This window comes from Streptomyces poriferorum, assembly GCF_019399235.1.
GTDB classification, from domain to species: Bacteria; Actinomycetota; Actinomycetes; order Streptomycetales; family Streptomycetaceae; genus Streptomyces; species Streptomyces poriferorum.
Window position 1 is genome coordinate 41,661 of sequence record NZ_JAELVH010000009.1, and the last position, 12,978, is coordinate 54,638.

A 12,978-nucleotide genomic window follows, 5' to 3' on the forward strand; every position below is an offset into this window, starting at 1 on the left:
GTCACCGACTCCCCACCCCGCACCGAGAGGACCCCGGACATGTCGACGACCCGTCACCTCGTCAACCGGCAGCGTCGCCTGGCCACCGTCGCCGCCGAACGCACCGCCGCACCCACACCCGTTCGCAAGCCCGTGGAACCAAGTACGGTCGCGGAGGAGTCACCGGACGAGCCGGAACAGCAGGAGGAGGAGAAGGAGCCGCCCTCCGGCCGGCCACCCCGGCCCCGCCCCCGTCTGCGGATCACGCTGCCCGCTGTGCTCTGCGCCCTCACCGTCCTCCTCGGCGCCTTCGCCGCCTGGGCGTTCACCTCGGCGGCCACCCTGAACGACGATCCGGGCCGGCAGAACACCGCACTCACCGACATCGCCCGCACCAGCGAGGTGAAGGGCCAGATCACCGAGGCCGTCGGCGCGGTCTTCTCGTACAACTACGCCTCGCCCGCCAAGGCCGACGCCGCGGTGAAGAAGTACCTGACGGGCAAGGCCGTCCAGCAGCACGAGGACATGCTCGCCGAGGTTCGGGCGCAGGCGCCGAAGCAGAAGCTGGTCCTCACCACGACCGTCACCGAGAGCGGGGTGGAGCTGCTCGACGGCGACCGCGCCCGGCTCATCATCTTCGCCGACCAGAGCAACACCCGTACGGGCAAGTCGGAGGAGACCACGTATGCCGCGGCCATGTTCGCCGTGGACGCTGTTCGCCGGGGCGGCGCCTGGCGGATCTCCGCCATCGACACGTTCACCCGGTGACCCGGGGAGAGGAGAGCACGCATGAGGTTCAACGGCACCATGCGCCGCGGAATCGGCGGCACCGCAGCCGCCGTCGCCGCGATGGCAGCCCTCACCGCGTCCCAGGCACCGGGACTCGTCGCCCATGACGAGGCGCGGCCGCAGAAAACGGAGACGGACGAGGTCAAGTGGTCGCAGATACCCAACGACGACTCCTACCACACCGAACTCCCGCCCCTGAAGAGTCCCGAGCCGCCGAAGCCCGGCGTCAAGCGGAGCAAGGCCGCCGTCCAGTCCTGGGCCGAGGCGGGAATCCCGTCCACGGTGCTCGCCGCCTACCGCAAGGCGGAGAGCGCGCTGAGGAGCAGTGACCCGGGCTGTCGCCTGCCATGGCAGTTACTGGCGGCGATCGGCAAGGTCGAGTCCGGGCACGCGGCGGGCGGGCGGGTGGACACCCACGGCACGACGCTCTCCCCGATCCTGGGACCGGTGCTCAACGGCGCCGGGTTCGCGAACATCCCTGACACGGACGGCGGCGCGTACGACGGGGACAAGACCTACGACCGGGCGGTCGGCCCGATGCAGTTCATCCCCTCGACCTGGGCGCACTGGGCGAGGGACGGCAACGGCGACGGACGCAGCGACCCGGGCAACATCTACGACGCGTCCCTGGCCGCCGGGGCCTATCTGTGCGCCGGCACCCGCGATCTGACGGTGCGCGCCGACCTCGACCGGGCGATCCTGAGCTACAACCACTCGGACACCTACCTGCGCACCGTGCTGTTGTGGCTGTCGTTCTACCGCGACGGTGTCCACGTGGTGCCCGACGGCCAGGGGACGGTGCCCGGGAGCCCCGGCGCCGGCAGCCCGAACGAGCCGAAGCGTCCCGTGGGCGGGCCGGGCACGGGGGGCGACGACAGCGACGGCGGTGGCGGCATCGAGGTCGGCCCGCAGCCCAGCCACTCCACGCGCCCGACCGCGCCGGGAACCGTCGACCCGGGCACGAGCCCCTCGCCTGGCGGCACGGACTCCCCGGACCCCGGCGGTTCCACGGATCCCGGCACCACGCCCGACCCCACCGACACCGGCTCCGCGAGCCCGGACCCGACGACGACTCCCGACCCGACGACGACTCCCGACCCGGGCACCACCCCCGACCCCGGCACCACGCCGCCGGACCCGGGGGAGCCCGGCTGCCCGACGGACCCCGCGTCCCCGGACCCGACGGACACGACAGGCACCACGGAGACACCCGCGCCCGACCCGACGGACACCGAGGAGCCCTGCTCCACGGCATCGGTGCCGCCGGCCGCCGACTGAGCACCGGCGGGCGGTGGCCTCAGCCGCCCGCCGACAACACAGCGGCCAGGTCGTACCGCACCACCTCTTCCAATTGCGCGTACGTGCAACTGGCGGGGGTGCGGTCCGGCCGCCACCGGCGGAACTGGGTCGTGTGCCGGAACCGGTCGCCCTCCATGTGGTCGTACGCCACCTCCAGGACCCGCTCCGGACGCAGCGCCACCCAGGACATGTCCTTCTTGCCCGACCAGCGGCTCGGTGCGCCGGGCATCCGGGAGCCCTCGTGCGCCTCGGCATCCCCCCAGGAACCCCACGGGTGCCCGGCGACATCGGTCACCAGGGGTTCGAGTTCGCCGACCAGTTCGGCGCGGCGCTTCATGGGGAAGGCCGCGCAGACGCCCACGTGCTGCAGGGTTCCCCGGTCGTCGTAGAGCCCCAGCAGCAGCGAGCCGACGATCGGGCCGCTCTTGTGGAAGCGGTAGCCCGCCACCACGCAGTCGGCGGTCCGCTCGTGCTTGATCTTGTACATGGCACGTGTGTCCGGCCGGTACGGCAGATCGAGCGGCTTGGCGACGATCCCGTCCAGGCCCGCTCCCTCGTACCGCTCGAACCACTCCTGCGCCACGGCCGGATCGGTGGTCGACGGAGCGAGGTGGACCGGGGCCGAGGCGTCGGCCAGGGCGGCCTCCAGTACCGTCCGCCGGTCCGACTGCGGGGTGTCCAGGAGCGAGTCGTCGCCCAGCGCGAGGAGATCGAACGCGACCAGGCTCGCCGGGGTCTGCTCGGCCAGCAGCCGGACCCGGGAGTCGGCCGGGTGGATGCGCTCGCTCAGCCGGTCGAAGTCCAGCCGGCCGTCGTACGCCACCACGATCTCGCCGTCGACGACACAGCGTGGGGGCAGATTCTGCCGGACCGCGGTGACCACCTCGGGGAAGTAGCGGGTCAGGGGCTTGCCGGTACGGCTGCCGATCACCACCTCGTCCCCGTCCCGGTGCACGATCGCCCGGAAGCCGTCCCACTTCGCCTCGTAACTCATGCCCGGCGGGATCCGTTTCACGGACTTCGCGAGCATCGGCTTCACAGGCGGCATCACCGGCAGATCCATGCCCCGATTGTGAACCGTGCGGCGACCGGAGTCTTCCGATATGCGGCATATGTGTGCCCCGCCTACCGTGGCCGACATGGCAGCAGCGGGCAAAGCGGTGGAGCTGGAAGCAGCGGGACGGGCCGTACGGCTGTCCAGTCCGGACAAGATCTACTTCCCGGAGAAGGGCTACACGAAGAGGGACGTGGCCGAGTACTTCCTGGCCGTGGGCCCCGGAATCCTGCGTGCCCTGCGCAACCGGCCCACCACGCTCCAGCGGTTCGTGGACGGGGTCGAGGGCGAGTTCTTCTACCAGAAGCGCGCCCCGAAGAACCTCCCCGAATGGATCCCCACCACGGAGATCTCCTTCCCCAGCGGCCGGTCCGCCCGCGAGATGTGCCCCACCGAGGTCGCCGCCGTCATCTGGGCGGCCAACCTCGGGACGCTCACCTTCCATCCCTGGCCCGTCCGCGGCGGCGACACCGACCACCCCGACGAGCTCCGCATCGACCTGGACCCGCAGCCCGGCACCGACTACTCCGACGCCGTCCGGGCCGCACATGAGCTGCGCGCGGTCCTGGACGAGCACGGGCTGCGCGGCTGGCCCAAGACCTCCGGCGGCCGGGGCATGCACGTCTTCGTGCCCATCGAGGCCCGCTGGACGTTCACCGAGGTCCGGCGGGCGGCCATCGCGGTGGGGCGCGAGCTGGAGAGCCGGATGCCCGACCGGGTGACGACCGCCTGGTGGAAGGAGGAGCGCGGCGAGCGGATCTTCGTCGACTACAACCAGACGGCCAGGGACCGCACGATCGCCTCCGCCTACTCCGTACGCCCCCGTCCGCACGCCCCGGTCTCCGCCCCGCTGCGCTGGGACGAGATCGACGACGCCGAGCCGCGCGACTTCGACATCAGGACCATGCCCGTGCGCTACGCGGAACTGGGCGATGTGCACGAGGACATGGACCAGGAGGCCTTCCGCCTCGACTCACTGCTGGAGCTCGCCGACCGCCACGAGAGCGACGGCGGCCCGGGCGACCTGCCCTACCCGCCGGAGTACCCGAAGATGCCGGGCGAACCGAAACGCGTACAGCCCAGCCGCGCCCGCCACGACGAGGACAGCGAAGCATGAGCACCTCCGGTCAGGAGCCCGAGCCGGGCCACGGGACGCGGCCCGAGGAACCGCACGAGGCACGTCACGGGGCGCACAGCAGGCCGCTGACCAGGGGAGAGAAATGGGCGGCGTACAAGGAGTCGCCCTACTTCCCGGCGACGGTCCTGCTGTTCATCCTCGCCGCGGCCGCGGGGCTCTTCGCCGGCTCGTACACGTACGCCATGGCCAATCCGACCCCCCACCGGATTCCGACAGCCGTGGTCAGCCAGCCGGACACGGCCCGCGGCAAGGAGTTCGTCGCCGCGATGGACAAGGCCCTCGACGCCTCCCTCGTCATCCATGTCTACCGGACGCCGGCCGCGGCGCGTGAGGCGCTGGAGGACCAGCAGGTCTTCACGATCGTGCGCTCCGGCAGCCGCGGGGTGGAGCTCGACGTGGCCAGTGCCTCGGGCGCGGCCGTCGCCCAACTGCTCGCCGAATCCGCCGTGAAGGTGGGCGACACGCTGGGCATCCCCGTCGCCGTCGCGGACGTCAAGCCGCTCCAGAAGGGCGACCCCCGCGGACTCGCGCTCTTCTACATCTCGCTCGCCGCCGTGATCGTGGGCTTCGTCGGCTCCATCCAGCTGAGCGTGCACGCCAGGAGCCTGATCCCCCTGGAACGGATCGCGTTCACCATCGCCTACTCGCTGCTGGGAGCCTTCGCCATCGCCGCGGTGGTGGACTGGCTGCTGGGCGCCGTCGATCTGCCCTTCGCCGAGTCCTGGCTGATCCTGGCGTTCACGATGTTCACCTCGGGCATGGTCTTCACCATGTTCAACACCCTGATGGGGCGGTGGGCCATGCTCCCGACCTGGGGCGTGATGGTGCTGCTGGGCAACCCGTCCTCCGGCGGGGCCGTGTCCTGGCCGCTGCTGCCCTCACTGCTCGGGCACATCGGACGCTGGCTGCCGCCGGGCGCCTCCGTCAACGCGCAGCACACCGCCGTCTACTACCAGGGCCACCAGAAGATCTTCCCCTTCCTGGTGCTCGCGGTCTGGTGCCTGGTCTCCATCACGGTCTTCTGGGTGTGGCGCCACCGGCACCCGGGAGGCCGCGACCACATGCCGGAGCATGCGGCCGCGGCCACCTGACGCCGAACGGTACGGCTACAGCTCCTTGATCCGGATGTCCCGGTAGGAGATCACGTCCGAGGTGCTGTGGACCTGGAGCCCGATGTAGCCGGAGGCGTACCGCCGGCCGTCGGTGCCCGGGTCGTCACCCCGCGGCGGCTCGAAGACCTGACCGCCGGTGTTGTCGAACTCGTTGAGCAGGACACCGTTGCGGTAGATCGAGTAGTGCTGGTCCACCACCCGGATCTCGTAGTCGTTCCAGGTGCCCTTGGGGGTGACCCCGGCGCCCGCGAGACCCACCCGGTCGAATCCGTAGACGGATCCGGTCTTGTACATGTCGCCGTCCGGCCGGTCGTTGACCTGGATCTCATGGCCGTACTTGATGGCGACCCACTCCGGATTCGGCTCCTCCGGATTGTCGTGGACGTTCGGGAAGCGTACGAACACCCCGCCGTTGGCGTTGCCCGTGCCGGGCGCGTCGTCCCGCCACTGGAGCTTCAGCGAGAAGTCCCCGTACTGGCGGCCCGGGAACCACAGCATGCCCATGCCGTCCACCGTGGTGGAACTGGTGATCGAGCTGTCCGCCTCGTTGAGCGCGAACTGCCCGCCACCCACCTGCTGCCACTTGGCGAGCGAGGCGGCCGTGCCGTCGAAGAGCTTGCTGTAGCCCTCGTCCTGGCCCGGCTTGCCGATGCCGGACTGCTTGGCCGCCCGGTAGATCTTCTTGTGCTCGCGGGCGTCGATCACCCCGGCGGTGAGCAGCTTGTCGAGGACCTTGTCGACGTGCTTGAGGAACAGCGCGTGCGAGGACCAGTCCTTCTCGTCCTCGATCAGCTCGTTGATCGTGCAGCGGTTTCCGGTGATGCGGTTGGGGACCCCGGTGTCGACGGTGCCCACGATGACGGTGAGACGTTCGTCGAACTCCGGGCAGTTGGGCGCCGGGACGCCGCCGCTCTGCGCGATGGTGAACGACGTCTGCTTCGCCTCGGAGGTGTTCCCCGCCTTGTCCGTGGCCCGGTGGGCGACCGTGTGGTAGCCGATCCGGTCGACGATGACGGTGGCCGTGTACGCGAGGTACGGGCCGCCGTCCAGGGAGTACTCGACCTTGTCCACCCCGCTGTCGGCGTCGGTCGCGGTGACCGTCACCTTGGCGCTGGTGAGGTAGGCGCCGTCCGAGTTCTTGTCGCCCTCGACCTTCGCGGACGTCTCGGGCGCCGTCGTGTCCTGGGTGGGAGGCTCGACGACGGTGAAGTCCACCGCCTTCTCCGCGGCCGCGTTGCCGGCCTTGTCGGTGGCCCGGTAGCGGACCTTCTGCGCCCCCACCGCGTGGACCATCACGGGACCGGCGTACGCCTGCCAGGCGCCGTCCGCCCCGAGCGCGTACTCGATGGTGTTGACGCCCGAACCTGTGTCGGACGCGGTGACGGTGACCGTCGCCATGCCCAGGTACCGGCCCTGGTCGTCCTTCTCCCCGGACACGGTCGCCGAGGTCTCGGGCGCCGTCGTGTCGTCCGTCGGCGGAGCGGCGACCGTGAACTCGGCCGTCTTCTCCGCGGCCGCGTTGCCCGCCTTGTCGGTGGCCCGGTACCGGATGGCGTGCGAGCCGACCTCGTTCACGACGACCGGCACCGTGTACGGCTGCCAGGCGCCGTCCGCCCCGACCGCGTACTCGACGGTGTCGACGCCCGAGCCCTCGTCGGTGGCGGCGAGGGTGACCGTGGCCTGACCGATGTACGCGCCGTCGGCGTTCTTGTCGCCGTCGACCTTCGCCGAGGTCTCGGGCGCGGTGGTGTCCTCGCCGCCGCCCCCGTCGGTCACGGTCAGGATGCCCTGCATCGCCTCGTGCCCCGGCATGGTGCAGTGGTAGAAGTACCGGCCGGGGGAGAGGGTGACCTCCGCCGTCTGCTTGCCGTCCTGGTCGTCGCCCGGGTTCGCCAGCAGGTTCAGCGGGACGTCGTTGTTGAACTCCGGGTCCGACACGCTGAAGGTCAGCGTGTGCGGCATGCCCGTCGTGTTGCCGGTCGCCTCACTGTTCTCGAAGACGATGGTCGCCTTGCCGGCCACCGCCGTCTTCGGCGCGGAGAGGTAGTGGTCGATGGGGTTGCCCGCCGTCCAGGTCAGCACCTGGTCGGCCGCCGCGTCCGCCGGCGCCGCCGCACGGCCGTACGCCGCCGTCGACGTCAGCCCCAGCACCATCAGGAACGACCCCAGCAGCGCGAGCCAGAGCCGCGCGGGCCTCAGCCGCCTTCGGAAGAAGATCGAACGGTGACTCACTGCACTGCCGCCTTCCTGGCCAGATCCTTGGCGGCCGGGGTCGCCGCGCCGCCCTTGTACGTCACACGCCACAGCGCGGACTTGGAGTCGGAGGTGAAGAAGCCGCGCCCGTAGTCCAGGACGTACAGCGAACCGTCCGGGGCGAACTTCCAGTCCATCAGGTTGCGGATGCCGTCCGCGCCCACCGGGATGATCTCCTTCAGGGACTCCGCGTGCGTGGGCAGACCGCCCTTGCCGACCGTCTTCGGGTCGGTGAGCACGGCGTGCCGCGGCTGGGTGTCGTCGTAGAAGTCACCGACGAACCACTTGCCGTCCCAGTACGACGGCCACTTGTCCGCGCTGGTGCTCGCCGCGTCGTACCGGTAGACCGGGCCGTTCATCGTGGCCTGGCCGCCGCCCTTGAGCCAGGGCAGGAGTTCCTTCTGGTCCTCGACCTTGTAGCTCGGGATGCCGTTCTCGTCGCGCGGATAGTCCACGCCACCGCCCTGGGGCGAGTACCAGATGGTGTTGGAGGTGATCGGCGGCAGCTTCACGAGACCGTCGTTGTTCGGCGACTCGTTCTTGGGGTGGTCGCAGTCGTACCAGCCGAGCGGCTTGCCCGGATCCGGCAGATTGCGGTCCCGGTAGGGCTGCTTGTTGCCCATGCAGTACGGCCAGCCGTGGTTGCCCGCCTGGGTGATCGCGGCGAACGTGTCGTACTTGGCCGGACCCCAGGTGGTGCTCGGGGCGCCCGCGTCGGGGCCGACCCAGCCCGCGTACAGCGTGTCGGTCGACTTGTCGATGGAGATCCGGGCCGGGTTGCGCACGCCCATCACATAGATCTCGCCGCGGGTCTTGCCGCCGCCCTCGTCCGGTTCCTTGCCGGTGAAGAGGTTGCCCGCGGGGAGCGTGTACGTGCCGTCGTCCTCGGGGTGGATCCGCAGGATCTTCCCGTTGAGGTTGTTCGTGTTGCCCGCGGTGCGGCGGGCGTCGGCGAACGAGACGCCCTTGTAGTTGGGCTGCGGGTTGTTGCCCGAGTAACCGTCGCTGAAGCCGGAGGAGTTGTTGTCACCGGTCGCGATGTACAGGTTGTCCTTGGAGTCCCACGCCATGCCGCCGCCGGCGTGGCAGCAGCTGTGGACCTGGACCGGCCACTTCAGCAGCACCTTCTCGGAGGAGAGGTCCAGCTTGTTCGTCGCCAGGTCGAGGGTGAAACGGGAGACCTGACGGACCGCCATCTGCTTGTCGCGGTCGAGCTTGTCGTGGGGTGTGTAGTGCAGGTACACCCAGCCGTTCTTCTCGAAGTCCGGGTCGAGCTCGATGCCGAGCAGACCCTCCTCGACCTTGACCAGTTCGTCGCCGCCGCCCTTGTTGCCGAAGATCGTCAGCTCACCGGCGAGGGTGACCTTCTTGGTCTCCGGGTCGTAGACGTGGATCTGGCCGAGGCCCTTGCCGACGTCGGGGTCGGTCCAGTCGGTGACGACCGGCACGCTGCTGTCCGCGCCGCCGCGGCCGATGTACAGCACCCGTCCGTCGGGGGCGGTCACCAGGCCGTGCGGCTCGCCGATCTGGTCGTTCTTGCCCGGCTGGTTGGGCTGAGTCACCTTCTCCGCCGTGTAGTTGGAGGTGATCGTCGCCTTGCAGTCGGCCTGCGAGATCCGGGTCGTCCAGTCCAGGGCGCCCCGCAGATGGTCACGGAAGTCCGCCTCGGCGAAACTGTCGACCGTGCCGCCCATGGCGGTGTAGAAGGACCGGCCGCCGTCGTAGTCACGGCACCAGGAGACCGGGTGGTCCCAGCCGTTGGCGCTCGTGCCCGGCTTGTACGTGATCTCCCGGACCCGCGCCACGGTGTGGACGTCGCCGGACGGATTGTCCTTCCAGTTCAGCCACTTGTCCGGGCGCTTCCACTCCAGCGGCAGGTTCTTCGTCGCCGGGTGCTGCCGGTCGCCGATCTCCACCGTCGCACGTTGTACGGAGGTGGGGCTTCCGGCCGCCGGACGCGCACCGACCAGTCCGGTGAACCAGTCGGAGTACGGCTCGGTCCGCGCCGCGTCATGGATGCCGAGGAAGCCGCCGCCGGCCTCCATGTACGCCTCGAGACCGGCCTCCTGCTCCGGGTCCAGGACATCGCCGCCGCCCGTCAGGAAGACGACGGCGTTGTACTTTCCGAGTTGCTTGCCGTTGGTGAACACGGCCGGGTCGTCGGACGCCACGGTTCTGAACCGGCCCGCCTCCGGCCCGCTGAGCCCGATCTTCTCGATCGCCGCGATCCCGGCGTCGACCGTCGGGGACTCCTCGGTGGCGGAGGCGTGGAAGACGAGCACCTTGACGTTGGCGCCGCCCGGTGGCGACGGCAGGGACAACGTTGTCGCCATGGATTCCGGCGCGCCGGGATCCGTTCTGGCGCTGGCGGCGTTGCCGCCGAGCAGGGATGCGGTCAATGCGCCGGCCGCCACGGCCGCCGCAAGTCCGCGTCGTGATCCGGACCTGTGATGTGGTGTGCGCTGCATGTGGTCACCCACCCCTCTTTGGTCGCTGCAACAGCTTCGGTCACTGCAACAGCGCATGAAGCTAGACCTCTTTTCGCGACTCGCCAATAGCTATGGCAGCAATGACACCAACTTTGTCCTTAGTGTGGATAAACGAAGCCGCCCGGGCTACGGTATGGCCCGATCTCCGCAACATCCATCCCACAGTGGGGAGTTCGACATGGACCGAAGGAGCTTCAACCGGCGGGTTCTGATGGGCGGCGGGGTGGCGGCGGCGACCGGAGTGACATCGTTGTCTCTCGGTGCGATCGAGGCCACCTCGGCGGAGAACCCACCCCGGACGGCACCCGCGGGAGGAGTGGTCCGCCATCTCAAGCTGTACGCAGAGAAACTGGCGGACGGCTCGATGGGCTACGGGTTCGAGAAGGGCAAGGCATCGGTCCCCGGGCCGTTGATCGACATCAACGAAGGCGACACCCTGCACATCGAGTTCGAGAACACGATGGACGTGGCGGCCAGCCTCCACGCGCACGGCGTCGACTACGACATCGCCAGCGACGGCACCCGCATGAATCGGAGCATCGTCGAACCGGGCGAGACCCGTACGTACACCTGGCGCACCCACGCCCCGGGCCGGCGCAAGGACGGCACCTGGCAGCCGGGCAGCGCGGGCTACTGGCACTACCACGACCACGTCGTCGGCACGGACCACGGCACGGGCGGCATCCGCAAGGGGCTGTACGGGCCGGTCGTCGTCCGGCGGAAGGGCGACATCCTGCCCGACAAGACCATCACGATCGTCTTCAACGACATGACGATCAACAACAAGCCCGCCGACAAGAGCCCGGACTTCGAGGCCACGGTGGGGGACCGGCTCGAAGTCGTCATGATCACGCACGGCGAGTACTACCACACGTTCCACATCCACGGTCACCGCTGGGCGGACAACCGCACGGGCCTGCTCACCGGGCCCGACGACCCGAGCCGGGTCATCGACACGAAGATCGTCGGGCCCGCGGACTCCTTCGGCTTCCAGGTCGTCGCGGGGGAACACGTGGGCGCCGGCGCCTGGATGTACCACTGCCATGTGCAGAGCCACTCCGACATGGGCATGGCCGGAATGCTGCTGGTCGCCAAGGCGGACGGGACGGTGCCGGGGCACGACGGACACACCATGCCGTCGTCCCCGGAGGCGAAGACCCCTGAGGAGGCGTCGGCGCACGAGGGCCACTGAGGCCTGTCGCGGGAGTGCTCGTCACAGCCACTGTGCGAAGTACTCGATCGGGAGGGCGGCGGTGAGAAGTGCTGCCCAGCGGCGTGAGAGGGAGCGCGGTGTCACGCCGGCGACTTGTCAGCCGTAGTGGCGGAGTTGGGGCCACATCGCGGCCCAGGAGCGGCGGGGTCCGGTACAGAGGTAGATGTGGCCGCCCCACTCCACGTTGTGAACGCCGTACGGGTTGGAGACGTCGGCGGCCACGGTGACGTGGCGGAAGAACCGGCGGAGTTGGGCGGCGTAGCCGGGGGCGTGGCCGGGGCCGGGAGCTACGGCTATGACGGTAGTGGCCGCCGGGTTGCCCGGGCCCCACCACCAGTCGGTGTTGTGGGCGCTCACGGCGGGAGGCAGGCCGGTGCCGCGGCCGAGTTCGTTGATGGCACCGGCCTCGCCGTAGTCGGCCGCGAGGATCACCGCTCCGGCGCGCTGTTCCGGTGGGAGGGCGGTCCATACCTGGTTTACGGTGCCGACGAGTTGGGGCCAGCCCAGAGATTCCCCGGAGTTCGTGCTGATGCCGTAGGTCCAGGCGATCGAGGCCGGCGGCAGGATCGGCAGGACGATCACGGCGAGCAGGGCGGTCGAGGCCGCGGTCGCGGTCATGAGAGCGCGCAGGCGGTCGGGGCGGGCGTGCAACCACGCGTCGAGTCCTACCGCTCCGGCCGCCAGCAGACATACGTACAGTCCGCCCAGGTAGTAGATCTGGGCGCCGGTGGTCACGGCGAACAGGAGGAACAGGACGACGTACGCGGTGACCAGGCACTGCCACAGGGGGCGGCCGGAGCGCCAGAGGAAGCGCAGGCCCGCAGGCCAGAGGAGTGCCATGGCCAGACCGGCCGTGGCGAGCTGGCCGACGATCCAGGTGGGGATCTTCTGAGGGCCTCCGTTCTTCTCGTTCAGCGCCCTCGTCATCTCGAACATGGCCCACTCGTGGTGGGCCTGCCACCAGAGGTCGGGCAGGACGAGCAGCACGGCGATTCCGGCGCCCGCGAGCAGATAGCGGTCGGCCACCGTGCGGCGGGCCGGGCCGAGCAGGATGGCGGCCAGCAGGACGATGCCGAAGATGCCCGCGAGGTGGTTGAACTCCGCGCCGATGCCGATGAGCGCTCCCGCGACGAGCCACCAGCGGGTGTCCCCGGTGCGGCCGATCCGTACGACCACGAGCGCGATCGCCGCCCAGGCCAGCACCTCGTACGACGTGGTGTTGGCGATGTGGGCGCCGCCCAGGAGCACGGGCATGGTGGCCGTTGCGATCGCGGCGAGGAGCTGGGTCCGCCGGGCGCCTCCGAGTTCTCGCGCCGTCAGCCCGCCCACGACCACCGTGCCCGCGGCGGCGAGTGCGGGCCACAGCCGCAGGCCGGCCTCCGAGACGCCGAACAGCGACAGCGAGACGCGGGCCAGCAGTGGGGCCAGCAGGGGCTGGTCCACGTAGCTCGCCTGAAGGTGCCGGGCGGAGTCGAGGAAGTACAGCTCGTCGATGTGGAATCCGTAGCGCGTGGACAACGCCATCAGTACGGCGAAGACCAGGCCCGCGACGGCGAGGACCCGTCGGTCCACCGGGGCGATCGGCCCGTTGTCACCCCCGGTCCTGCCTGTCTTGTCCGTCCGGGCTGCGCCCACCTCGTCCACCATTGCCG

The 12,978-nt window shown here is 70.0% G+C and carries 9 protein-coding genes; 5 read left to right on the plus strand and 4 right to left on the minus strand.

The window, feature by feature from the left end; translation table 11 throughout:
* Positions 1–39: 39 nt before the first annotated feature.
* Both JGS39_RS03260 and JGS39_RS03265 read left to right on the plus strand, forming a co-directional pair.
* Positions 40–747, plus strand: a complete 708-nt coding sequence (locus JGS39_RS03260; RefSeq protein ID WP_219567145.1) for a hypothetical protein — start codon at positions 40–42, stop codon at positions 745–747.
* Positions 748–768: 21 nt separating this feature from the next.
* Positions 769–2,046, plus strand: a complete 1,278-nt coding sequence (locus JGS39_RS03265) for a lytic transglycosylase domain-containing protein (RefSeq protein WP_219567146.1) — start codon at positions 769–771, stop codon at positions 2,044–2,046.
* Positions 2,047–2,065: 19 nt separating this feature from the next.
* On the opposite strand, the gene JGS39_RS03270 is transcribed toward JGS39_RS03265, so the two are convergent.
* Positions 2,066–3,130: an ATP-dependent DNA ligase gene (locus JGS39_RS03270; RefSeq protein ID WP_219567147.1), complete on the minus strand. Its 1,065-nt coding sequence runs from the start codon at positions 3,128–3,130 to the stop codon at positions 2,066–2,068.
* Between the two features lie 97 nt (positions 3,131–3,227).
* On the opposite strand from JGS39_RS03270, the gene ligD reads away from it, so the two are divergent.
* Entirely contained in the window at positions 3,228–4,238 is a 1,011-nt protein-coding gene (gene ligD / locus JGS39_RS03275; RefSeq protein WP_219567151.1) for a non-homologous end-joining DNA ligase, read from the plus strand.
* Positions 4,235–5,350: an ABC-2 transporter permease gene (locus JGS39_RS03280; protein ID WP_236062920.1), complete on the plus strand. Its 1,116-nt coding sequence runs from the start codon at positions 4,235–4,237 to the stop codon at positions 5,348–5,350. Before ligD ends, JGS39_RS03280 begins: the two co-directional genes overlap by 4 nt.
* Positions 5,351–5,365: 15 nt before the next feature.
* Here JGS39_RS03280 and JGS39_RS03285 read toward each other — a convergent pair whose 3' ends face one another.
* Together JGS39_RS03285 and JGS39_RS03290 are read right to left on the minus strand one after the other, a co-directional pair.
* Positions 5,366–7,525, minus strand: coding sequence for an OmpL47-type beta-barrel domain-containing protein (locus tag JGS39_RS03285; RefSeq protein WP_236062934.1), 2,160 nt, complete (start codon positions 7,523–7,525; stop codon positions 5,366–5,368).
* A gap of 74 nt (positions 7,526–7,599) precedes the next feature.
* Positions 7,600–10,092 carry a ThuA domain-containing protein gene (locus tag JGS39_RS03290; RefSeq protein WP_236062921.1) on the minus strand — a complete coding sequence of 831 codons (2,493 nt, stop codon included), beginning with the start codon at positions 10,090–10,092 and terminating at the stop codon, positions 7,600–7,602.
* 199 nt (positions 10,093–10,291) lie between these two features.
* Between JGS39_RS03290 and JGS39_RS03295 the strand changes: the two genes are divergently transcribed.
* A complete protein-coding gene (locus tag JGS39_RS03295; protein WP_219567149.1) occupies positions 10,292–11,305 on the plus strand; it encodes a multicopper oxidase domain-containing protein in 1,014 nt (337 codons plus the stop codon).
* 117 nt (positions 11,306–11,422) lie between these two features.
* Here the strand turns inward: JGS39_RS03295 and JGS39_RS03300 are convergent, their stop codons facing one another.
* On the minus strand, positions 11,423–12,973 hold the full coding sequence (locus tag JGS39_RS03300) for an ArnT family glycosyltransferase (protein WP_219567154.1): 1,551 nt from the start codon (positions 12,971–12,973) through the stop codon (positions 11,423–11,425).
* Positions 12,974–12,978 lie beyond the last annotated feature (5 nt).

Excerpts from the sequence above, each read along its gene's own strand:
- JGS39_RS03260 (WP_219567145.1), top strand. The coding sequence starts at position 40 with ATGTCGACGACCCGTCACCTCGTCAACCGGCAGCGTCGCCTGGCCACC.
- JGS39_RS03265 (WP_219567146.1), top strand. The coding sequence starts at position 769 with ATGAGGTTCAACGGCACCATGCGCCGCGGAATCGGCGGCACCGCAGCC.
- JGS39_RS03270 (WP_219567147.1), bottom strand. The coding sequence starts at position 3,130 with ATGGATCTGCCGGTGATGCCGCCTGTGAAGCCGATGCTCGCGAAGTCC.
- JGS39_RS03280 (WP_236062920.1), top strand. The coding sequence starts at position 4,235 with ATGAGCACCTCCGGTCAGGAGCCCGAGCCGGGCCACGGGACGCGGCCC.
- JGS39_RS03285 (WP_236062934.1), bottom strand. The coding sequence starts at position 7,525 with ATGGTGCTGGGGCTGACGTCGACGGCGGCGTACGGCCGTGCGGCGGCG.
- JGS39_RS03290 (WP_236062921.1), bottom strand. The coding sequence starts at position 10,092 with ATGCAGCGCACACCACATCACAGGTCCGGATCACGACGCGGACTTGCG.
- JGS39_RS03295 (WP_219567149.1), top strand. The coding sequence starts at position 10,292 with ATGGACCGAAGGAGCTTCAACCGGCGGGTTCTGATGGGCGGCGGGGTG.
- JGS39_RS03300 (WP_219567154.1), bottom strand. The coding sequence starts at position 12,973 with ATGGTGGACGAGGTGGGCGCAGCCCGGACGGACAAGACAGGCAGGACC.